The organism is Bacillus sp. jun7, assembly GCF_051034795.1.
GTDB classification, from domain to species: Bacteria; Bacillota; Bacilli; order Bacillales; family Bacillaceae; genus Bacillus; species Bacillus velezensis.
Genome location: NZ_CP093219.1, coordinates 2,091,832 through 2,113,268, shown reverse-complemented (window position 1 = coordinate 2,113,268; position 21,437 = coordinate 2,091,832). Strand labels below are relative to the sequence as shown.

At 47.6% G+C, this 21,437-nt stretch carries 21 protein-coding genes; 17 read left to right on the top strand and 4 right to left on the bottom strand.

From position 1 onward, the window contains the following. Positions 1–110 precede the first annotated feature (110 nt). Positions 111–1,469, top strand: coding sequence for a YcdB/YcdC domain-containing protein (locus MJQ52_RS10050; RefSeq protein ID WP_077721754.1), 1,359 nt, complete (start codon positions 111–113; stop codon positions 1,467–1,469). Here MJQ52_RS10050 and MJQ52_RS10045 read toward each other — a convergent pair. Continuing rightward, the gene (locus tag MJQ52_RS10045; RefSeq protein ID WP_077721755.1) at positions 1,466–1,969 is read right to left on the bottom strand and encodes a M15 family metallopeptidase; all 504 of its coding nucleotides are present in this window, start codon (positions 1,967–1,969) and stop codon (positions 1,466–1,468) included. The two genes, MJQ52_RS10050 and MJQ52_RS10045, sit on opposite strands and share 4 nt — an antisense overlap. Before the next feature lie 109 nt (positions 1,970–2,078). Between MJQ52_RS10045 and MJQ52_RS10040 the strand changes: the two genes are divergently transcribed. From MJQ52_RS10040 to MJQ52_RS10015, 6 genes are all read left to right on the top strand, one after another. Beyond that, entirely contained in the window at positions 2,079–3,200 is a 1,122-nt protein-coding gene (locus MJQ52_RS10040) for a tetratricopeptide repeat protein (RefSeq protein WP_003156660.1), read from the top strand. Positions 3,201–3,315: 115 nt separating this feature from the next. After that, entirely contained in the window at positions 3,316–4,095 is a 780-nt protein-coding gene (locus tag MJQ52_RS10035) for a glucose 1-dehydrogenase (protein ID WP_094247267.1), read from the top strand. An 83-nt stretch (positions 4,096–4,178) separates the two neighbouring features. Next, positions 4,179–5,858, top strand: coding sequence for a glycoside hydrolase family 13 protein (locus MJQ52_RS10030; protein WP_094247266.1), 1,680 nt, complete (start codon positions 4,179–4,181; stop codon positions 5,856–5,858). Positions 5,859–6,044: 186 nt separating this feature from the next. Next, positions 6,045–6,995, top strand: a complete 951-nt coding sequence (locus MJQ52_RS10025; protein ID WP_094247903.1) for a metal ABC transporter substrate-binding protein — start codon at positions 6,045–6,047, stop codon at positions 6,993–6,995. Between the two features lie 54 nt (positions 6,996–7,049). Continuing rightward, positions 7,050–7,745 (top strand): metal ABC transporter ATP-binding protein, encoded by a 696-nt coding sequence (locus MJQ52_RS10020; RefSeq protein ID WP_003156655.1) that lies wholly within the window; start codon positions 7,050–7,052, stop codon positions 7,743–7,745. After that, positions 7,703–8,542: a metal ABC transporter permease gene (locus tag MJQ52_RS10015; protein WP_003156653.1), complete on the top strand. Its 840-nt coding sequence runs from the start codon at positions 7,703–7,705 to the stop codon at positions 8,540–8,542. The genes MJQ52_RS10020 and MJQ52_RS10015 overlap by 43 nt, the downstream gene beginning before the upstream one ends. A gap of 46 nt (positions 8,543–8,588) precedes the next feature. Here MJQ52_RS10015 and MJQ52_RS10010 read toward each other — a convergent pair whose 3' ends face one another. Continuing rightward, positions 8,589–9,584 (bottom strand): LLM class flavin-dependent oxidoreductase, encoded by a 996-nt coding sequence (locus tag MJQ52_RS10010; RefSeq protein ID WP_094247265.1) that lies wholly within the window; start codon positions 9,582–9,584, stop codon positions 8,589–8,591. 275 nt (positions 9,585–9,859) lie between these two features. On the opposite strand from MJQ52_RS10010, the gene MJQ52_RS10005 reads away from it, so the two are divergent. The 7 genes from MJQ52_RS10005 (at position 9,860) to niaP (ending at position 16,592) form a co-directional block, all read left to right on the top strand. Continuing rightward, a complete protein-coding gene (locus MJQ52_RS10005) occupies positions 9,860–10,456 on the top strand; it encodes a TerD family protein (RefSeq protein WP_003156649.1) in 597 nt (198 codons plus the stop codon). Between the two features lie 23 nt (positions 10,457–10,479). Then, complete coding sequence (locus tag MJQ52_RS10000) at positions 10,480–11,061, top strand: TerD family protein (protein ID WP_003156648.1); 582 nt, start codon at positions 10,480–10,482, stop codon at positions 11,059–11,061. Between the two features lie 33 nt (positions 11,062–11,094). Further along, the gene (locus tag MJQ52_RS09995) at positions 11,095–11,673 is read left to right on the top strand and encodes a TerD family protein (protein ID WP_003156645.1); all 579 of its coding nucleotides are present in this window, start codon (positions 11,095–11,097) and stop codon (positions 11,671–11,673) included. A gap of 38 nt (positions 11,674–11,711) precedes the next feature. Beyond that, on the top strand, positions 11,712–12,485 hold the full coding sequence (locus tag MJQ52_RS09990; protein WP_003156644.1) for a TerC family protein: 774 nt from the start codon (positions 11,712–11,714) through the stop codon (positions 12,483–12,485). 72 nt (positions 12,486–12,557) lie between these two features. Further along, entirely contained in the window at positions 12,558–14,180 is a 1,623-nt protein-coding gene (locus tag MJQ52_RS09985) for a YceG family protein (protein WP_094247264.1), read from the top strand. Between the two features lie 6 nt (positions 14,181–14,186). Further along, complete coding sequence (locus MJQ52_RS09980) at positions 14,187–15,275, top strand: toxic anion resistance protein (protein WP_032857831.1); 1,089 nt, start codon at positions 14,187–14,189, stop codon at positions 15,273–15,275. Between the two features lie 114 nt (positions 15,276–15,389). Continuing rightward, the gene (gene niaP / locus MJQ52_RS09975) at positions 15,390–16,592 is read left to right on the top strand and encodes a niacin permease NiaP (protein ID WP_094247263.1); all 1,203 of its coding nucleotides are present in this window, start codon (positions 15,390–15,392) and stop codon (positions 16,590–16,592) included. Between the two features lie 30 nt (positions 16,593–16,622). Here the strand turns inward: niaP and MJQ52_RS09970 are convergent, their stop codons facing one another. Both MJQ52_RS09970 and MJQ52_RS09965 read right to left on the bottom strand, forming a co-directional pair. Next, the gene (locus MJQ52_RS09970; protein WP_094247262.1) at positions 16,623–17,786 is read right to left on the bottom strand and encodes an MFS transporter; all 1,164 of its coding nucleotides are present in this window, start codon (positions 17,784–17,786) and stop codon (positions 16,623–16,625) included. A gap of 68 nt (positions 17,787–17,854) precedes the next feature. Beyond that, entirely contained in the window at positions 17,855–18,157 is a 303-nt protein-coding gene (locus MJQ52_RS09965; protein ID WP_094247261.1) for an ArsR/SmtB family transcription factor, read from the bottom strand. Between the two features lie 285 nt (positions 18,158–18,442). On the opposite strand from MJQ52_RS09965, the gene opuAA reads away from it, so the two are divergent. The 3 genes from opuAA to MJQ52_RS09950 are packed head-to-tail and all read left to right on the top strand — an operon-like array spanning position 18,443 to position 21,429. Beyond that, on the top strand, positions 18,443–19,699 hold the full coding sequence (opuAA, locus tag MJQ52_RS09960) for a glycine/proline betaine ABC transporter ATP-binding protein OpuAA (protein ID WP_094247260.1): 1,257 nt from the start codon (positions 18,443–18,445) through the stop codon (positions 19,697–19,699). Beyond that, a complete protein-coding gene (gene opuAB / locus MJQ52_RS09955; protein WP_003156639.1) occupies positions 19,700–20,548 on the top strand; it encodes a glycine/proline betaine ABC transporter permease subunit OpuAB in 849 nt (282 codons plus the stop codon). It begins immediately after the preceding gene. Then, positions 20,548–21,429: a glycine betaine ABC transporter substrate-binding protein gene (locus tag MJQ52_RS09950; protein WP_007409051.1), complete on the top strand. Its 882-nt coding sequence runs from the start codon at positions 20,548–20,550 to the stop codon at positions 21,427–21,429. Before opuAB ends, MJQ52_RS09950 begins: the two co-directional genes overlap by 1 nt. Positions 21,430–21,437 lie beyond the last annotated feature (8 nt).

The window sequence follows — 21,437 nt, the reverse complement described above, 5'->3', positions numbered from 1 at the left end:
GCTAAAAATAGACACATAAAAGGCACTTTCTTCCCTTTAAAAGGATAAGGACGTTTTTATATAATTAAAAACAGTTCTTTTTTATACACTCTTCTGAAAGGATGACCCCATTGCTGAAAGAACATCTGAGAAAAAAAGCGCTGGAGATCGGGAATATACCGCCGCACTATGAGCTTGAAATAGAAGATTATGATGAAAAACAAAAAACGAGAGCCTATTATATATGGAAAGATCGTAACCATCCGGATAAAACGGTAACGATTGAGCTGGGCGACGACGGATCTTTGCTTACATACTCACGCAACGACTGTCCGGGTTCAGACATGCAGCTGTCAGACGCCGAATTAAAGCTGACGGCTCTTCGGTTTGCGGCGAGACACCGCCCGCTTACTTTTATGAATTTCATCTTTCAGGCGAGGGAAGAACGCAATGGGTGCATCCGATTTATCTATACAAAAAAAGTGCTCGGCCGGCCGCTTCCCGATTCAGGTTTTTTCGTTGATGTAACCAGGAGCGGCTTCGTCGTGCAGTTTATCTATTACGGGGATAAGGGTGAAGCGCCCGTCCCGGAAACATTCGTCGATCGGGAAAAAGTCGTCTCGCATTATATGAGTGTGCTGACATTCAGTCTCGTCTATGATGTGGTCAATTTTGAGAAAATACCGCGTCTCGTCTATGAACCGATTCTGCCGGCTTACAGCTATCCGGCCGGTGAAGATGATATCGTGCCGGATCAGCAGCTTTGCGAAGACAGGAATGAGCCGGCAAAACCGCTTCCCGCGTTTGAACATAAACGGGAAATCAGCCTGGATGAATTAATGGGGTTTACCTCGGATATGGTTCAGACGCGCCGGCGCGATCTCGGGGATGAGATCGGAACGACATGGCGGAAAGGGTCGGTTCCGGAACGGAAAGATTTGAGTATCGAAAGCTATTTTGAAACCAGCAACAAAAATACAATGAAGATGAAAACGGACAAAAAGACAGGGAAAATGACAGCCTTTAAATCTTTTATTGAGCATCAGGGCCCGGCCTTTTATTCTGCGGAAGAGTGTGAGACCGTCGCGCTTCAATTTTTATACAAGCTTTATCCGAGAGCGGACGAGTTTTTTAAAATGAACCCGCTGAAAACGGACGGAAGGGGCAGGTTCCGCTTCCATTTTTCCGTATGGCATCAGGATATTCCGCTGCGGTTCGGCGCTGCGAGAATACTTGTCAGTCCCGTAACGGGGCTTGTGGAAGCTTACATGGCGCCTGACATTGACCCGGAGCAGCTGGAGAAGATCAATCCGGTGCCGGCCGTTACTCCCGAAGAAGCAAAGGCCGCTTTTTTATCCGATTTCCATCTGCGGCTGGAGTGGCAGCGCGATTTTACGCCGTCCGGCAATGAAGGATATAAGCTTGTGTACAGGCCTGTCTATCCTCCGTACATTGATGCGCAAAAGCGAAAAAAGAAAAGGTTTTATTAGCCAGGGATCATTTGTAAATGAGGATAATCTTTAAAGCCTCTCCAATCGCCTCCCCAATCAAAACCGAGCGTTTTGGCAATCGATACGACCTCAAGCCAATCGGGCGTGCCGTTTCGGTTTCCGTCGTACGTCATATCCCACATCAGGCTTCCATCCTTTTTTTGCAGGGCGAAGTCGATCGCAAGGCCGTAATTGTGGTAAGATTCCCCGCCTTTTGCGTAGGTGACGATATTTCCTTTTTTTGAACGTCCTTGACGGTACAATTCGTTTTGTTCCTCAATTGATCTGAAACCCTCTGTGATAACGACGGTGATGCCTTTTTTCAGAGCGGCCGTCTGCAATAGCTCCGCATTCTGTTTCACGAGCGGATGAAGAGCGCTTGGAATGGCTCTATCTTGTAATGCCGTCTGCGGCCTCAGTTCTTTCTGCACATAGGAAAAACATAGGTCTGCGGAAAAGAAGAGGATCAAAAGCAGCGCAATTCTGACTGGTAGTTTCATGGTGAATTCTCTCTTTCTTTAATTGATTAAAATCTTTGTTTGCTCACTGCCATAAATTTGCTATGATAAAATATAACATAATTAGTAGCCGGAGGAAGGAGGCAAATCTATGAAATCCAAGATTCCATCTGAAGAAGTGGCCGTTAAGATGAATGAATGGTATAAGCTGATCCGCGCGTTTGAAGCCGATAAAGCTGAAGCGCTGAAGCGGGAGATTCAATATGAACTCGAAGATATGGAAGAAAATCAGGATTTATTGTTGTATTTTTCATTGATGGAATTTAGGCACCGCATCATGCTGGATAAATTAAAACCCATGAAAGACGGCGACTGCCAGCCTCCGTTCTCTGAAATGCTCACTGAGATTGAGATGAACCAGCAAAAGCTGACCGGCTTACTGGAATATTATTTTTACTATTTCAGAGGAATGTATGAATTTAAGCAGAAAAACTTCATCTCAGCGATTTCTCATTATAAGCGGGCTGAGGAAAAGCTTGAATATGTGGAAGATGACATAGAGAAAGCCGAGTTTCTGTATAAAATTTCTGAGGTGTACTATCATATCAAGCAGACTTTCTTTTCGATGAATTACGCGGGACAGGCGCTTGATATTTACAAGAAATATGAATTATACGGAATGCGAAGGGTGCAGTGCAAATTTATCATTGCCGGAAATCTGATGGACGCCCAGCAGCATAAAAAAGCGCTGGAATACCTCGAATGCGCCTTGGAGCACGCGGAGCGGCTTGATGATCAATATATGATTGCTGCGGCCTATTATAATATCGGGCACTGTATGTACAGTCTGGGTGACTTTTGCAAGGCGGCGGAGGATTTTGAACGGGCGGCTGCCGGATTTGAAGCACACAGCTTCCGGCAGGTCATCCAGGCTGTTTTTTCACTCACACATATCTACTTTAAAACGGAAAAATACAGTGAAGCCGCCGCCAGCTGCGCGCGGGGCATGAGAAGCGCGGCGGAGTGGGAAGATGAGATCTATATGACGAAATTCCGTCTGATTAAAGAGCTTTATCAGGGGGAAGGCGGACAGGATTCGCTCAAAGAGTATTTTGACATCCTGGAATCAAAGGAGCTGTTGGCTGACACAGAGGAACTGCTTCAGGACGCGGCTCATTTCTTTCATAAACGGGAGAACTACAAAGCGGCATCTTATTTTTTCAGCAGGCTTGTCGGCGTGCAAAAAAGGCTGCAAATGAACAACTACGCATAATGAAAAAAAGAACGAGGGAGCTTCGGTTTCATCGTTCTTTTTATGATTCCTTTTGTTTTCAGCCGATTAAAACCGGGTACATGCTCTGTATTAACATCAGGGAGGAAATGAGACAATGTATCAGGATTTACAGGGAAAAACAGCGATCGTAACAGGTTCTTCGAAAGGAATCGGAAAAGCCATTGCCGAACGCTTCGGCAAGGAGCGGATGAATTTGGTAGTGAACTACCTCGGTGATTCCGCCGGAGCGGAAGAAGCGGCGGACATCATTGAGAAAGCGGGAGGCAGAGCCGTCACCGTAAAAGCCGATGTATCCTCAGAAGAAGGGATTCAGGCGCTGTTTAATGCCGCTCAGGAGCATTTCGGGGGCGTGGACGTGATGGTCAACAATTCCGGCTTTAACGGAGCCGAAGCGATGCCCCATGAAATGAGCCTGGAGGATTGGCAAAGGGTCATCGACGTCAACGTGACCGGCACCTTTTTGGGGGCGAAAGCGGCACTGAAACATATGCTCGAGCGCGGCAAAAAAGGAACGGTCTTAAACATATCGAGCGTTCATCAGCAAATACCGCGTCCTGAAAACGTGCAGTACTCGGCATCCAAAGGCGGGATCAAAATGATGACGGAAACGATGGCGCTCAATTACGCAGACAAAGGCATCCGGGTGAATGCCATCGCTCCCGGAACGATCGCCACAGAGTCCAATAAGGATCTGGAAGATGAAACACATAAACAGGCCCAGCTGAAAAAAATTCCGATGAACGCCTTCGGAAAACCGGAAGAAGTCGCCGCGGCCGCCGCATGGATGGTGTCGGAAGAAGCGAGTTACGTAACCGGAACGACACTTTTCGTCGACGGAGGCATGACGCTTTATCCGTCTCAGCTGGAAAGTTAAAAAGAGGAGGGGAAACCTTCTCTTTTTTGTTTAGAGAAGGGTCATAAAGGAAATGGTTCTCTAAAAAACAGGAGGGCCGCAAGATGGCGAGTGACTGGTGGAAAGACGCCGTTGTCTATCAAATCTATCCGCGAAGCTTCCAAGATACGAACGGCGACGGCATAGGCGACCTGCGGGGGATTATCGCGCGTCTCGATTATATAAAAGAACTTGGCGCTGATGTGATATGGATCTGCCCGATTTATCCGTCGCCAAATGTCGATAACGGCTACGATGTGACGGATCATCAAGCGATTATGGAATCATACGGAACGATGGAGGACTTTCACGATCTGCTTACAGAATGCCGCAACCGCGGATTAAAGCTTGTGATGGACTTCGTCTTAAATCATACCTCCACGGAGCATCCTTGGTTCAAAGAGGCGGAAATGAATCCGGACAGCAAATACCGCGATTATTATATTTGGCGGCCGGGCACCGCGGACGGCCCGCCGACCGATTGGGTGTCGGATTACGGACAATCCGTCTGGCAGTACGAAGAACATACGGGCGAATATTACCTGCATATGAACGCCGTCAAACAAGCCGATCTGAATTGGGAAAATCCCGAGGTTCGGCAATCAGTACACGAGATGATGAGATTTTGGCTCGATAAAGGCGTGGACGGATTGCGAATAGACCAGCTTCATCTTCTGTCAAAAAAAGAATACTTGCCGCCGTATGAAGATTATATCGCTCGCCGGGCCGATCCAAAGCCTTTCCGGCCAAACGGAGCACGGATACATGATTACTTAAAAGAAATGACGAAAGAGGTATTTTCCAAATATGACGTGATGTCGGTCGGCGAGGCGGGATCAGTGACGCCTGAGGAGGGGCTCGTTTATACGGGAACCGATGAGCATGAGCTGAATATGATTTTTCATTTTCAGCATATGGAGCTTGATCAAAAGCCGGGCCAAGAGCATTGGGATGTAAAACCGCTTGAGCTGGCCGATTTGAAGAAAGTGCTCACAGACTGGCAGGAAAAACTGGAACATCAAGGCTGGAATACGCTGTATTGGTGCAATCATGACCAGCCCCGGATCGTATCCCGTTTCGGAGACGAAGGCACATACCGCAAAGCATCCGCCAAAATGCTTGCCGCCCTGCTTTATTTCATGAAAGGCACGCCGTACATTTACCAGGGGGAAGAAATCGGCATGACAAACGCTCCGTTTGACAGAATAGAGGATTATCAAGATATTCAGACCGTCAATATGTATCATAAAAGGGTATTTGAAATGGGCCGTGACAGAGAAGAAGTCATGGCGTCCATTATGGCGAAAAGCCGGGACCATGCACGAACACCGATGCAGTGGGACGGCAGCAAGAATGCCGGATTTACGGAGGGCGAACCGTGGCTGAAGGTCAATCCCAATTACAAAACCGTCAATGCGGCCGAGGCTCAGGATGATCCCGATTCTATATTGAACTTTTACAAAAAACTGATCCGCCTGCGAAAACAGTATGCTGATATCATAAAAGGCAGCTACACGCTGTTGCTTCCTGATGATCCGCAGCTGTTTGTGTATGAAAGACAGGCAAACGGGCAAAAACTCATGTCCATCAGTAACGTATCGGAAGAAGAAGCCGTCTTTTATTGGCCGGACGGTTCCGGATCTGAAAGGGCCGAGCTGCTTCTCAGCAACTATGAAAATGGCGGCGGCGCGGAATCCCGCATCACATTCCGCCCTTATGAAACAAGAGTCTATCTGCTTGCCTGATATGTGATACGACGCCCCCGTCCATACATGGCGGGGGCGCTTTTTAGGTAAGTCGGATATCAATTTAGAAAAAATATCTTGCAAAACGTAATTACTTCGTTTTATTATGGTATAGGTAACAAATGAACGAGAAAGTACGCTTTGGAAATCGTCATCATTCTGATTTACAGAACAGGGGGAAACGGCTTGTTTAAAAAATGGAGCGGAATCATTGTCATTGCGGCATGCTTTTTAATCGCGGTGGGCTGCGGCAATTCATCTTCGAAAGGTTCTTCGAAAAGCGGCAAACTGCACGTCGTGACGACCTTTTATCCTATGTACGAATTCACGAAACAAATTGTCAAAGACAAAGGCGATGTAGACATTCTCATCCCGTCTTCGGTCGAACCCCATGATTGGGAGCCGACGCCGAAGGATATCGCCGGCATTCAAAACGCCGATCTTTTCGTATACAACAGCGAATATATGGAGACATGGGTTCCTTCAGCGGAAAAAAGCATGAGCTCTGATCATGCGAAGTTTGTAAAGGCGTCAAAAGGAATTGACTTGCTCGAAGGTTCGGATGAAGAGGAAGAGGAACATGGACACGGCGGTCATGACCACAGCCACAGCATGGACCCTCACGTGTGGCTCAGCCCGGTTCTTGCGCAAAAAGAGGTCAAAACCATTACGGCGCAGATCGTAAAACAGGACCCGAAGAATAAAGCATACTATGAGAAAAATAGTAAAGAATATATTGCAAAACTGCAGGATCTTGATAAACTATACCGTACAACATTAAATAAAGCGTCGAAAAAAGAATTGATCACACAGCACGCGGCATTCAGCTATCTCGCCAAAGAATACGGCTTAAAACAAGTCGCGATTGCAGGCCTTTCTCCTGAAGAAGAGCCGAGTGCGGCCAAACTGGCGGATCTCAAAACGTTTGCCAAAAAGCATGATGTGAAGATCATCTACTTTGAAGAAGTTGCATCGCCTAAAGTTGCAGATACACTTGCCGGTGAAATCGGCGCGAAAACGGAAGTGCTCAATACACTGGAAGGTTTAAGCCAAAAAGAACGGGATAAAGGCATCGGTTATATCGACATTATGGAGAAAAACCTTGATGCACTGAAAGATTCGCTATTGGTTAAATAACATAGTGTGCGCCGCGGGGTGCACACTATTTCTATGCGGGAAAGGAAGGTCAGCATGAATCTCGTTACATTACAGGATATCGTTTTTGGTTATTCGCATACACCCGTGCTTGACGGTGTGTCGCTGGAAATCAAAAGCGGCGAATTCGTCGGCATTACAGGACCGAACGGCGCGTCAAAATCGACGCTCATGAAAGTCATGCTCGGCATGCTCAGACCTTGGGAAGGAACGGCCGAGATCAGTAAAAAAAACGCAGCCGGAAAACGCCTGACAATCGGCTATGTTCCGCAGCAGATTTCTTCATTTAACGCAGGATTCCCAAGCACGGTTCTGGAGCTTGTGCAATCAGGCCGTTATACGAAAGGAAAATGGTTTAAACGATTGAACGAAACGGATCACCACGAGGTGGAAAACGCGCTGAAGATGGTGGAAATGTGGGATTTCCGCCACCGGAAAATCGGCGATTTATCCGGCGGACAGAAGCAGAAAATCTGCATTGCGAGAATGCTTGCAAGCAATCCGGATCTGCTGATGCTTGATGAACCGACAACCGCGGTTGATTATGAAAGCAGACAGGGTTTCTACGAATTTATGCACCATCAGGTGAAAAATCACAACCGCACCGTCGTCATGGTGACACACGAACAAAACGAAGTACAGCAGTATTTGGATAAAGTCATACGGCTTGAGAGGGGGGAAAAAGGCGGATGGAAATGTTTGACTTGGAATTCATGCGACGAGCTTTTCTAGCGGGAAGCATGATCGGAATTATGGCGCCGATATTAGGCGTATATCTCGTGCTGAGAAGACAGGCGCTGATGGCGGATACGCTGTCTCATATTTCATTGTCGGGCGTGGCCATCGGTTTTTTTCTCAGTACCAATATTACGGCGGCGAGCATCGTTGTCGTCACGATCGGAGCGATCGGCATCGAATATATGCGGCGGGCATACCGTACATATTCAGAGGTATCCATCGCAATCTTAATGGCGGCCGGGCTGTCGTTTGCGATGTTTCTGATCAGCCTGTCAAAAGGCGGCGCGTCGATGAGCATCGATCAATATTTATTTGGATCGCTTGTCACGGTCAGCCAGCAGCAGGTCTATATTATCGGAGGCATTACCCTGCTGATTCTGCTTTATTTCATTATATTAAACAGACCGCTCTATCTCCTTACCTTTGACGAGGCGACGGCGAAGACATCAGGCATTAACACAAATCTCCTGTCAATGTCATTCAGCATCGTGACGGGGCTGGCGATTTCGGTCATTATTCCGATTATCGGCGTGCTGCTCGTTTCCGCGCTCCTCGTACTGCCCGCGGCTTTTGCAATCCGTATCGCCAAAGGGTTTAAATGGGTGTTTGCGGCAGCCATTATTATTTCTCTTTTCAGTGTGTTCATGGGGCTGACGTCTTCGTACCAGCTCGGAACGCCTCCGGGGCCGTCAATCACTTTACTGTTAATCATTCTGCTTCTGCTCGGCTTTATGCTGCAGGGGATTTGGAATGCGTTTAAAAAAGGAAAAGAACGAAAAAACCGCCGTTAAGCGGTGCAGCAGTTTCATCTGCTGCGCCGTTTGACGGCTTTTTTTTTTACAGAAATATATCAGCAAGACGCTCATATGACTCTTTTTTTGCTTCGAAATCAAAGACGTTGCACAGCACCATCATCTCTTTTGTCTGATAACGTTCGGAAAGTTCAAGCAGACGGCGTTTCACTGCGGCAGGTGAGCCGATCACCATCCGCTTCCTGTTTTCTGCAATCTGTTTACGGTCCTCCGGCGAATACGGATAAGCCTTCGCTTCTTCCACACTCGGCACGCGGCTGTCGGCGCTTTTTCCGACACGAAGAAGCCATAAATCCTGGCTTAAGGCGAGTTCTTCCGCTTTCTCATCCGTAGCTGCGCATATGACGAAAATGGCACAGAGCGAGGCGGGAGCGGAAAAATGGGCGGAAGCCCGGAAATGGTCCCGATAGATCTGAAAGGCTTTTTCCCCGCGTTCCGGATTAATGAAATGGCCGAAGACATAGCCCGCACCTTGAAGAGCTGCGCGTCTGGCGCTGTTTTCCCCGAGGCCGAGCACCCAAAGCTGCGGGGCTGTTTCAATCAAGGGCGCTGTTTTTATTCCGGCATAAGCATGGTCCGAGGGAACCGAATCTGTCAGAAAGGATGATAAATCCTGAAGCTGCCTGTTAAACTCGGTCATGCTTTTCTTTACCCCGTCTGTGAGGGCGAGCCGGATTTTCGTCGTGCCTCCCGGTGAGCGTCCGACCCCAAGGTCAATCCGGTTCGGATGCAGCGCCTCAAGCTGACGGAAAGTTTCCGCGACTTTATAGGGGCTGTACTGCGGCAGCAGCACGCCGCCTGATCCGACACGGATGGATGTTGTGGCTGCGGCGGTATGAGCGATCATAATTTCCGGCGAAACGCTTGCGAGCCCTCTTGTGCCGTGATGCTCGGCAAACCAGTACCGCTTATAGCCCCAACCTTCGCTGAGGCGGGCGAGCTCCGCTGAACGGCGGAGCGTCTCGTGCGGCCCGTTTCCTTTGGATACGGGCGCCTGATCAAGTATGCTTAAATCAATCACTCGTCTGCCCCTTTCCTGACATGTATTGATACAAGGATAGGAAAAATGTTCAGTCTCCGTCAATTTCTTTGTTTTCTCTATTCTCTCCGGAACGAAGGAGAATATAGGAAGTAATTTTTCGCCGTTTTTCGCCAAAAATTCTTATGTTTTATGAAACTTTGATATAATAAAAGACGTATATCTTAATAAACACCGGGATTCTTGTCCCGGAATTTAGTAAAAATGCGCACTTGCGGCGTGCTTAGCGGCACCCTTACAGAATAGGAGTGAATCATATGGCGATCTCTTTACAAAAAGGACAGCGGATTGATTTAACAAAAGGAAAAGCCGGCCTGTCAAAACTGCTGGTCGGACTCGGCTGGGACCCTGTATCATCCGGCGGCTTTTTCGGAAAGCTGTTCGGCGGAGGCGGTGCCAATATCGACTGTGACGCTTCCGTACTGATGCTTGAAAATGATAAAATGACAGACAGCAAAAACGTCATCTATTTCGGCAATCTGAAAAGCCGGTGCGGCGGTGTCGTACATACGGGTGACAATCTGACGGGTGAAGGCGACGGCGATGATGAACAAATTCTCATCGATTTGGCGAAAGTGCCCGCTCAGATTAATAAACTTGTGTTTGTCGTCAATATTTACGACTGCGTCAGACGAAAACAGGACTTCGGCATGATTCAAAACGCGTTCATCCGCGTCGTTGATCAGGCTAATCGCGAAGAACTGGTGACGTACAATTTAAGAGATAACTATTCAGGCAGAACGAGCCTGATCGCGGCTGAAATCTACCGCGAGGACGGCGAGTGGAAATTCGCCGCGGTAGGAGAAGGCACAAACGATACAAAAATCGGCGATATCGTTAACCGATACGCCTAAACGATAAAAAGGAGAGTGCACACATGGCAATTTCATTGGCAAAAGGACAAAAAGTAGATTTGACTAAAACAAATCCGGGTCTTTCTAAAGTCGTTGTCGGCCTTGGCTGGGATACAAACAAATACGACGGCGGACATGATTTTGATTTAGATTCCAGCGTCTTTCTATTAAATGAAGCAGGAAGATGCGCGTCGCCCGATGATTTTATTTTCTATAATCAGCTTGAAGGCGGAAACGGCTCTGTCGCACATTCAGGCGACAACCTCACAGGCCAGGGCGAAGGCGATGACGAAAGCGTAAGGGTCAACCTGAGCGCGGTGCCTGCCGCTATTGACAAAATTTCATTCGTCATCACGATTCATGAAGCGGAAGCGCGCGGCCAAAACTTCGGACAAGTTTCCAACGCGTTCGTTCGCATTGTCAATGAAGAGACAAATGAAGAGCTGATCCGCTACGATCTGGCTGAAGATTTCTCAATTGAAACAGCCATTATCGCAGGAGAGCTTTACAGACATAACGGCGAATGGAAGTTTTCCGCGATCGGCTCAGGCTATCAAGGCGGACTGGCCCGTATTGCGACAGATTACGGCCTGCAAATCGGCTAAAACCATATCAAGCACAGAAGGGAGAGACGGCACATGGCTATTCAATTGGCGAAAGGACAGCGTGTTGATCTGACAAAAACGAACCCCGGTCTTACAAAAGCGGTGATCGGCTTAGGCTGGGATACGAACAAGTACTCCGGAGGGCATGACTTTGACCTTGACGCGTCGGCTTTTCTTGTCGATGCCCATGACAACTGTGTTAATGATCTTGATTTTGTTTTCTACAATAACCTGGAACACCCGAGCGGGGGCGTCATCCATACGGGAGACAACCGGACGGGCGAGGGAGAGGGAGACGATGAACAAATTATCGTCGACTTCTCAAAAATACCCGCAAATATTGAAAAGATCGGCATCACCGTCACGATTCATGATGCGGAAGCGCGCGGCCAAAATTTCGGACAAGTTTCGAACGCGTTCGTGCGCGTCGTCGATGAAAACAGCCAGAATGAACTGCTTCGTTTCGATTTAGGGGAAGACTTCTCGATTGAAACGGCGGTTGTCGTTTGTGAGCTTTACCGCCATGGGGCTGAATGGAAGTTTAACGCCATCGGCAGCGGGTTTTCCGGCGGTCTGGCATCACTTTGCCGGAATTACGGCTTGCAGGTGTAAGCAGGAAATTACCGTTTTACTAAATAGGAGGAAAAAACTTGGATTTTCTACATCATATTATGTCGACCTACGCTTCCTTTTTTGATTGGAAAATGTGGGGTGAGGTGCTGACTGACCCTGTATCATGGGGGCTGATCGGTTCCTTGGTTCTGCTGGAAGGGCTGCTGTCGGCCGACAATGCGTTAGTGCTTGCGGTTATGGTAAGGCATCTGCCTGAAAAACAACGGAAGAAAGCATTAACATACGGATTGTTCGGGGCATATATTTTCCGTTTTATCTTTATCGGAATCGGGATGCTGCTCATTAAGTTCTGGTGGATCAAAGTGCTTGGCGCGCTGTACCTGGCTTGGCTCGTCATTAAGCATTTCTGGATCGGAGAAGGTGATGACGATACGGAAGGCATGAAGAAAAATTCATGGATGGTCCGTACGTTCGGAATTTTCTGGGCCACTGTCGTTTCAGTTGAGTTAATGGATCTGGCCTTCTCTGTTGACAGCATTTTAGCCGCGTTTGCGGTATCGGAAAAAGTGTGGGTGCTCTTGATCGGCGGTATGCTCGGCATTCTCATGATGCGTACAGTCGCAAAAGTATTCCTTGTGTTAATTGATAAAATCCCTGAACTTGAAAACACGGCTTTTGTGCTGATCGGGATTATCGCCGTGAAAATGGCGGCGAGCGCCTTTGATTATGAAATGCCGCACGTGGTGTTCTTCGGAATCATCATCGCTGCGTTTGTGGTCACGTTTATTATCCATTATTTCAACAAACAAAAGCAGGTTCAGGAGCAGACGGCTGCATCTAAAGAAGAATAAAACAAAAAAGGAGGGAGAGTTCATTTCCTTCCTTTTTTGTACCGATTATCATGAAGAGAAAGGAGGAAAATGATGAAGCAGGAGGAATTGTTGATCCGAAAGGCCGAGCCGGAAAATGATGACTGGGAAACGTTTCTGATGCGGCCGCTGCCGGAACGTCCCGGTTACGAGCGGGAAAACGGGCTGGCGTTTACCCGTCTTGCCGTCCGGATTTTGGGCACTCCTTATGATGAGACGGAGTATTACAGTAAGCTTTTCGAGCTGTCTTCTCATGAAAACATCCATGTGTTGAGCGAGACGCTGGATAAGACCATCGCGCCGGAAACGTTTCAGGCGCTGCAGCACATCCATTCGGTCAATCAAAAAGAGAAAGGGCTTTCGGTTTCCAGGTTTGTCGCGTTTCTCGATGGGGGCAGGCTGCTTGCCAAACACGCTGATCCGCTTATGCACCGCCGGCTGAGAACCGCGTTTATGACGCTTTTGGAAACCTTTGCGGACCGGCATGAAAACGGGCTGAATCATCCCGATTTCCGGCGTGTGCTCTTGGATGTGTCAAAGTTTTCGCTGAACCACCTGAATCCATGGCTCGAACAAGCCGATATAGAGCGTGAGATGCCGAAGGTGGTGTGGTATGGAGACGCGACCAAAAGCCAGCTCTATTTTCTCTATTATCTCATGCTGATCGGCTGTGATGTCCTATTGTTTCATCCGGCTGCGGAAGATCCGTTCAGCTTGATTGATCCGGATGAGGAGCTCAGCTTTGTGATAAAGCTCCCCGCAACAGGCGGTCTTGAGCCTTTTCCGAAAGAAAAGCCGGACAGAACGTCCACGACGGCCTACCGGTCAACGAAAGAAATTGAGCATGTGCTGAACCATGAGGAATCCATGATGTATAAGCCTTGGCAGTTCAGGGAGCACACCCCGCAGTCCGTGACCTTAAAAACGACGTATGATGAGTTATTTCTCATTGCGAAGGAGCGGGCGTTTATCCGGCCGCAATTTAAAGCGGACAGGGAGCGGGTGGCCGTTCCGAACCTTTTTGCTAAAGTGATGGGGGTTTCCAAAGATACGAAAGAATATTGGAACAGACTCCATACCGCCGCGGACTATCAGGAGACACACATGATCCGCAGTTTTCCGTTTACGGAAGAGCTGAAAGCCAACTACCAGTATCACTACAGTCAGGTTTTAAATGAAAAAGGAGAGGTTGACGCGGACAGGCTGAAAAGAAGCAACATCTGGCAGTACAAGCATCTGCCTTCAGGTGTGCAGAGCGCCATCGCCAATGTGATTTCTGACATGTGCAGAAACCCAGGGCTGAAGGCTTTGCCCGGGGAGCAGTCAAGGGATGCCGCAATCTATTTGTTCCGCCAGGCGACGAATCTGCCCGCTTCGCTGCTGCAATTGATTCAGACGTTTGATTACGCCCAAACCGTTCCGAAACTCGTTTTATATCATACGGAACAAAATGGCGAACTCACACGTTCTGATGCCGCCGCTCTTTTGTTTTTAAATAAATTCGGCGTCGATATCATCTTGTATAATCCGCCGGGTCATCAGGACATTGAGCATTATATTGAAGAAAGCCAATTTGATGTCCATTGGCTGGAGGACATGGTGTTTCGGCAGGAATATAAGGAGCCGTCACTCGTAAGAAAGCTGTTTAGAACCATTACGCAAAAGCAGGGAGAGTAAATAAATATGACAGAAAATCAAAATCCGCTTGTTCTTGATAAAAATGAAGAGATTTCTGAACAAAAAGCAGATGACATCAGGGCGCAGCTGCGCCAAGACCCTGAGGTGCAGCGCATTTCGCAGCAGATTGACGTGAAAAACCAAATGGAGCTGCTGGAGTACGGAAAAGAACCGGCAGTTGAGATCTCGAAGTTTTCCGACCGCATCTTAAATATGATGAAAACAACAAGTGTCACAGATTCAGGCACAATGCTGACGCAGCTCGGAAAAATCATGGACCGTTTCGACAAAAATGATTTCGATGAACCAAAAGGATTCCTTGCTAAAATGTTCAAACGCGGCAACAGCATGATTGAAAAGATCTTTCAGAAGTACCGCACCCTGGGCGGAGAAATTGAAAAAATCCATGTTGAAATTTCGAAATACAAAGATGAAATGGCAAAGACGAACCATACACTTGAAGAGATGTACGAAAACAACATTAACTACTACATGGAGCTTGAAAAATATGTCGTTGCCGGGCAGATGAAGCTTGAGGAAATGCAGGCGCTCATTCCTTCTTATGAAGAAAAAGCGGCCGGCGGGAACCAGCTTGCGCAAATGCAGCTCGATACGCTGCGCGACGGGCTTCAAGCGCTTGAGGAACGTGTCTATGATTTAGATATGGCGCGGATGGTGGCGCTGCAAACGGCACCGCAGATCCGCCTCCTTCAGCGCGGAAATACGAAGCTCATCGGGAAAATCAATTCCGCTTTCGTCATTACAATTCCGATTTTCAAAAACGGCATTATTCAGGCTGTCACAGTCAAACGGCAAAAGCTTGTGGCTGATTCAATGAGCGAGCTGGACCGCCGCACGAATGAAATGCTGAAGCGCAACGCTGAAAATATTTCAAACCAAAGCGTGGAGATTGCCCGTATGGCAGGCCGTCCGAGCATTGACATTGAGACGATTGAAACGTCTTGGAATACGATTGTCAGCGGTATGCAGGAAACGAAACAGATCGAGGAAGAGAACAGACGTATCAGAGAAGACGGAGCGAAACGGATTCAACAGCTTCAGGATAATATTAAAAACGCAGTCTTAAAGAATTAACGCACACCCCGCTTGCTTACGGCAAGCGGGATTTTTTTGTGAAAAAGGTAATGACAATGTGTAAAGACAGGTGTAAACTTATACGGTAATCATTTTCGATTTGAGGTGCTGCTTATGAACAAACAACCTGCCGTCACTCCGCGAAAACTTCTGGCGATTGCCGGAATGGGCTGGCTGTTTGATGCGATGGATGTCGGAATTTTATCGTTTATTATCGCCGCGCTACACACTGATTGGAATTTAACACCCGATCAAATGAAATGGATCGGAAGCGTCAATTCCATAGGTATGGCAGCGGGTGCGTTTTTGTTTGGTTTACTGGCTGATCGAATCGGCCGCAAAAAAGTGTTTATCATTACCCTTTTGTGCTTTTCCATCGGAAGCGGTATTTCCGCTTTTGTAACGAGCTTATCAGCATTTCTCATTCTTCGTTTTGTCATCGGGATGGGGCTTGGCGGAGAGCTCCCAGTTGCTTCAACACTCGTTTCGGAAGCGGTTGTGCCTGAAAAGCGGGGCAGAGTGATTGTGCTTTTGGAAAGCTTTTGGGCCATTGGCTGGCTCGCAGCGGCCTTGATTTCTTACTTTGTGATACCAAGCTTCGGCTGGCAGGCTGCCCTTCTGTTAACTGCGCTGACTGCTTTTTATGCGCTGTACCTGCGGACGAGTCTGCCTGATTCGCCGAAATATGAATCGCTTTCTGCCAGAAAGAGGTCGGTGTGGGAGAATGTAAAAAGCGTCTGGGCAAGACAGTATATACGGCCGACCGTGATGCTGTCGATCGTTTGGTTCTGTGTGGTGTTTTCTTATTACGGCATGTTCCTATGGCTCCCGAGTGTCATGCTGCTGAAAGGCTTCAGCATGATTCAAAGCTTTGAATATGTCCTGCTGATGACGCTTGCTCAGCTACCTGGCTATTTCTCTGCCGCATGGCTGATTGAAAAAGCGGGCCGGAAGCGGATACTCGTCATTTACTTGATTGGTACAGCAGGAAGCGCCTATTTCTTCGGAACGGCGGATTCCTTAAGTCTTCTCCTTACGGCTGGCATGCTGTTATCGTTTTTCAATCTCGGTGCGTGGGGCGTGCTGTATGCTTATACCCCGGAGCAATACCCGACTGCGATTCGAGCAACAGGTTCAGGAACGACAGCAGCGTTTGGAAGAATCGGCGGCATCTTCGGGCCTTTGCTCGTCGGAACCCTGGCAGCCCGTCATATTTCGTTTTCGGTCATCTTTTCAATCTTTTGCATTGCCATCTTACTCGCGGTTGCTTGTATTTTGATTATGGGGAAAGAAACAAAACAAACTGAGCTTGAATAAGGAAAGCACCTCGCGATTGAGGTGCTTTTTTTACATGTGCGCCCGGGCTGAGGGTTGGCGATTCCCGGTTGTCTGGTAGAGCGTCATAGACAGGATGAATAGAATGGCTGTAAATCCTGTGACGGCTCCGAAATGGTGTGCGCTTTGATATAAAAAACCTGCAGCACATGTGCCGACAGTGGTACCTGCATACATAGCGGCATTGGAAAGGGAAGCGATAGTTCCTCGCGCATTCGGTGAAATGGCTTGAAAGACACCCATCATTAACGGAAAGATGATGCCAGCTGTAAAGAACGTGAGAAAAAAGCTTGTTTCTACAAAAAATAAGTTAGGCAAGAAAGGAAGAGCGAAATAGAAAGCGCCCATCAGCAGCATGCCGCCGATCAATGTTTTAAACATGCCCAGCTTTTCTGAAATCCGGCTGCCGATCAGGCTTCCGAGCATATTTCCCAGTCCGAGTACAAGCATAGCGGCGCCAATTTGCGACACGGTTAAATGATAATCCGCAGAAAGCCAAGTGCCGAGAAAGCTGAACGACGCGAAATTTCCGGTTTGAAAGAGGAAATAGGCAAGCAAAATAACCACTGTCTTCGGCAGCGAAAACAGCTCCCGATATGGAGCGGCAATTGACGTGCGCGCTGTTTGTTCAGAAGGTCGAATATCAGGCATAACAGCTGCCAGGATCAATAGAAGAATAAGCGAGCACGCTGACAAAACGAAAAAGGGAGTATGCCATGTAAAGGAAGCGAAAAACCCTCCGATCGGCAGTCCGAGCATTTGTGAAGCGGCCAATCCCGCTGTCGCAATCCCCATGCTTTTCATGACCTGAGAAGGCTGGACGAGGATAGGGATGGACGCCCAAATTTGAGGCGTCACAAACGCAGCGCTAACGCCTGCGGCAAAACGGAACAGGCACATGGCGGCAAAAGAGGGTGCGATGCCGCATAAAAACGTGGATACAATAAAGCCTGCAAGTCCCCACAGCATGACTGTTTTCCTGTTAAGCCTGTCTGAGATCGGACCCGCAATGAAAGCGAATAGCGCATAACCGAGTGCATAAGCACTGACCATCCAACCTGACAAATCGGTAGAGACATGAAACTGATTCTGTAAAAGCGGGAGAAGCGGAGAAAGTAAAAAAGTATCCGTGCCAATGACAAACATCACACTGAAGAAAAGCCAAATACGATTCAAATGTTATCACTCCTATAGTTTTATAATTTTGAAACTATGAAACAGATATGTATAGAGAAAACCCTTTGTTAAAGGGTTTCCAAAAAGCCGGGCAGGTATGTTTGAAATGTGTCTTCCCGCAGGCGGACGTATTTTGTCCGTGAATTTTTCCGGGTTGCCGTTAATCCCGCTTCCCGCAGCGTTTTAAAATGATAGGATGCTGTGGTTTTGACAATATCGCATTTTTCACCTACTTCACCGCAGCTGAGTTCTTTTCCGCTGTAATAAAGCGTACGAATAATGGCAAGCCTCGATTCATCAGACAGTGCTTTAAAGATTTGGGCTCTGATTTGATCATCTGATTGTTTCATAGTCATGAAACTATAATACATAATGGGAGGTGGAAAAGCAACTTATTTTTCCAGTAAAGGATAACAATTATAAAAAAGAGAGGAATTAAGTTCCATTAAAAGCGCTTTCAACTATAGGTGAGCGAAATATCACCTGTAAAATACAATCATAAAGGAGTATAACAGAGTATTTAGAAGCATAAATAAGGTCAAACGGCCACAGGGATGTTTATAAAGAAATGGTACAGAATAAAAGGAAATATGCTGTTTGTGGGGATGTTACATAAATGTTACGTTAATAAAGATTGCTTAATATGGAGGGAAAATATGAGTGTAGATGAGAAACCAATTAAGATAAAAGTCGAAAATGTATCTAAGGTTTTCGGAAAACAGACAAAAAAAGCCATTCAGATGCTGTCCAGCGGAAAAAACAAAAAAGAGATCCTGAAAGCGACCGGATCAACCGTTGGTGTCAATCAAGCAAACTTTGATGTATATGATGGGGAGATATTTGTCATCATGGGTCTATCGGGGAGCGGTAAATCAACTTTAGTTCGGCTGTTAAACCGGCTTATTGAACCGACTGCCGGGAATATTTATATTGATGGTGACATGATAACAAATATGTCAAAAGACCAGCTCCGGGAAGTGCGCCGGAAAAAAATCAGCATGGTCTTTCAAAAATTTGCGCTGTTTCCGCACAGAACGATTCTTGAAAATACGGAATACGGGTTGGAGCTCCAAGGCGTCGACAAAAAAGAGCGTGAGCAAAAAGCGCTTGATTCGCTTAAACTTGTCGGTCTTGAAGGCTTTGAACACCAATTCCCTGATCAGCTTAGCGGAGGAATGCAGCAGCGTGTCGGACTTGCCCGCGCATTGACGAATGATCCTGACATTCTTCTGATGGATGAAGCTTTCAGTGCGCTTGATCCGCTGATCCGCAAAGACATGCAGGATGAGCTTTTAGACCTTCATGACTCTGTCGGCAAGACGATCATCTTCATCACGCATGATCTTGATGAAGCATTGCGCATCGGTGACAGAATCGTGCTGATGAAAGACGGTAACATCGTTCAGATCGGGACGCCTGAAGAAATTCTGATGAGCCCGTCCAATGAATACGTTGAGAAATTCGTTGAGGACGTTGACTTATCCAAAGTTCTGACAGCGGGCCACATCATGAAGCGCGCTGAAACCGTGCGGATTGACAAAGGGCCTCGTGTAGCGCTGCAGCTCATGAAGAATCTCGGTATTTCTTCTATTTACGCCGTTGATAAACAGAAACAGCTTCTCGGTGTCATTCACGCGGCGGATGCGAAAAAAGCGGTGGAATCCGACTTATCGCTTCAGGATATTTTAAATACTGAATTTACGACTGTGCATGAAAGCACATACTTGACGGAAATTTTCGATGTCGTGTCTGATGCGAATATTCCGATCGCCGTCACGGACGATAAGGACCGCATGAGAGGCATTGTCGTAAAAGGCGCATTAATCGGCGCGCTTTCAGGAAATAACGATTATATAAATGTTGAAGATTCTGCTGAACAAGCTCAGGATTCTTCTGTTCAGGGGGTGAAGTAAATGGACAGATTGCCTAGAATTCCGTTAGCAGATATCGTTGACCGGTTTGTTGACTGGCTTACCATGACGTTCGGAGGTTTCTTTGACGGAATCTCAAACGGTTTGGCCGCTTTCGTAAACGCGATTGTGAGCGGTTTGGGTTTCATCCCGTCTATTTTATTGACTGTTATTTTTGCAGCTCTCGCTTGGTGGATCAGTACGAGAGGAATTGCACTCTTTACGTTAATCGGATTCCTTGTTATTGATTATTTGGGTTATTGGTCGCCGATGCTGCAAACGTTGGCGCTTGTCGTCACATCTGTTTTGATTTCCATTATTATCGGGGTTCCGATCGGCATATGGGCGTCTCAGAAAGAAACGGTCCGCCGCATTGTCACACCGATTCTGGATTTAATGCAGACCATGCCGGCTTTCGTATACCTGCTGCCTGCCATTTTCTTCTTTAATATCGGGGTTGTGCCAGGCGTTGTGGCATCTGTTATTTTCGCGATGCCTCCGACGATCCGCATGACGGTTCTCGGTATTAAACAGGTTCCGGCTGATCTGATTGAAGCGACGGAAGCATTCGGTTCAACGACGTCTCAGCGTCTGTTCAAGGTGCAGCTTCCGCTTGCCACAAAAACAATTCTTGCCGGTATTAACCAAAGCATCATGCTTGCTTTGTCAATGGTCGTTATCGCGGCCATGGTCGGTGCGCCGGGCCTCGGTTCTGAAGTATACAGCGCCGTGACACAGTTGAAAACCGGTGTCGGAGTAGAAGCGGGTATTGCGATCGTTATCGTAGCGATTACACTCGACCGTATCACGCAAAACATTAAAGTGAAGAAGAAGAGCAGGGGGAATGCCTGATGCTTAAGAAAATCATCGGTGTCGGCGTTACCGCTGCGCTGGCTCTTTCTTTGGCTGCCTGCGGTTCGCAGACTGATGGTAAGGCAACGGCTGCGGACCAGGTGAACAAAACCATTATCGGTATCGATCCGGGATCGGGGATCATGGCCCTGACGGATGAGGCCGTGAAGGATTACGGATTGAAAGACTGGAATGTCGTCACGGCGTCAAGTGCCGCCATGACGGCGACATTGAAGAAGTCATATGACCGGAAAAAGCCGATCATCGTAACGGGCTGGACGCCGCACTGGATGTTCTCCAGATACAAGCTGAAGTTCCTTGATGATCCGAAAAAAACGTACGGAACTGCCGAGCAGATTCATACGATTACAAGAACCGGCTTCAGTAAGGAACAGCCTAACGCGGCCAAAGTTCTCAGCCAGTTCAAATGGACGCAGGACGATATGGGAGAAGTCATGATTGCCGTTGAGGAAGGCGAAAAGCCGGCCAAAGCCGCTGCTGAATATGTGAAAAAACATAAAGACCAAGTGGCTCAATGGACAAAAGGCGCCCATAAAGTCAAAGGGGATAAAATCAACCTGGCTTATGTGGCATGGGACAGTGAAATCGCAAGTACGAATGTAATCGGAAAAGTATTTCAAGACCTCGGCTATGACGTGAAGCTGACGCAAGTGGAGGCAGGACCGATGTGGACTGCGATTGCGACAGGCAGCGCGGATGCGTCATTGTCTGCTTGGCTTCCGAATACCCATAAGGCATATGCGTCTAAATATAAAGGCAAATATGAAGATGTAGGAACGAGTCTGACAGGCGTCAAGATGGGTCTGGTCGTTCCTCAGTATATGAAAAACGTCAATTCAATTGAAGATCTTAAGAAGTAATGAGGAAA

Excerpts from the sequence above, each read along its gene's own strand:
- opuAA (WP_094247260.1), top strand. The coding sequence starts at position 18,443 with ATGAGTGTAGATGAGAAACCAATTAAGATAAAAGTCGAAAATGTATCT.
- MJQ52_RS10045 (WP_077721755.1), bottom strand. The coding sequence starts at position 1,969 with ATGAAACTACCAGTCAGAATTGCGCTGCTTTTGATCCTCTTCTTTTCC.
- MJQ52_RS10030 (WP_094247266.1), top strand. The coding sequence starts at position 4,179 with ATGGCGAGTGACTGGTGGAAAGACGCCGTTGTCTATCAAATCTATCCG.
- MJQ52_RS10040 (WP_003156660.1), top strand. The coding sequence starts at position 2,079 with ATGAAATCCAAGATTCCATCTGAAGAAGTGGCCGTTAAGATGAATGAA.
- MJQ52_RS09995 (WP_003156645.1), top strand. The coding sequence starts at position 11,095 with ATGGCTATTCAATTGGCGAAAGGACAGCGTGTTGATCTGACAAAAACG.
- niaP (WP_094247263.1), top strand. The coding sequence starts at position 15,390 with ATGAACAAACAACCTGCCGTCACTCCGCGAAAACTTCTGGCGATTGCC.
- MJQ52_RS09980 (WP_032857831.1), top strand. The coding sequence starts at position 14,187 with ATGACAGAAAATCAAAATCCGCTTGTTCTTGATAAAAATGAAGAGATT.
- MJQ52_RS10020 (WP_003156655.1), top strand. The coding sequence starts at position 7,050 with ATGAATCTCGTTACATTACAGGATATCGTTTTTGGTTATTCGCATACA.
- MJQ52_RS10035 (WP_094247267.1), top strand. The coding sequence starts at position 3,316 with ATGTATCAGGATTTACAGGGAAAAACAGCGATCGTAACAGGTTCTTCG.
- MJQ52_RS10000 (WP_003156648.1), top strand. The coding sequence starts at position 10,480 with ATGGCAATTTCATTGGCAAAAGGACAAAAAGTAGATTTGACTAAAACA.
- MJQ52_RS10015 (WP_003156653.1), top strand. The coding sequence starts at position 7,703 with ATGGAAATGTTTGACTTGGAATTCATGCGACGAGCTTTTCTAGCGGGA.
- MJQ52_RS09985 (WP_094247264.1), top strand. The coding sequence starts at position 12,558 with ATGAAGCAGGAGGAATTGTTGATCCGAAAGGCCGAGCCGGAAAATGAT.
- opuAB (WP_003156639.1), top strand. The coding sequence starts at position 19,700 with ATGGACAGATTGCCTAGAATTCCGTTAGCAGATATCGTTGACCGGTTT.
- MJQ52_RS10005 (WP_003156649.1), top strand. The coding sequence starts at position 9,860 with ATGGCGATCTCTTTACAAAAAGGACAGCGGATTGATTTAACAAAAGGA.
- MJQ52_RS09950 (WP_007409051.1), top strand. The coding sequence starts at position 20,548 with ATGCTTAAGAAAATCATCGGTGTCGGCGTTACCGCTGCGCTGGCTCTT.
- MJQ52_RS09965 (WP_094247261.1), bottom strand. The coding sequence starts at position 18,157 with ATGTATTATAGTTTCATGACTATGAAACAATCAGATGATCAAATCAGA.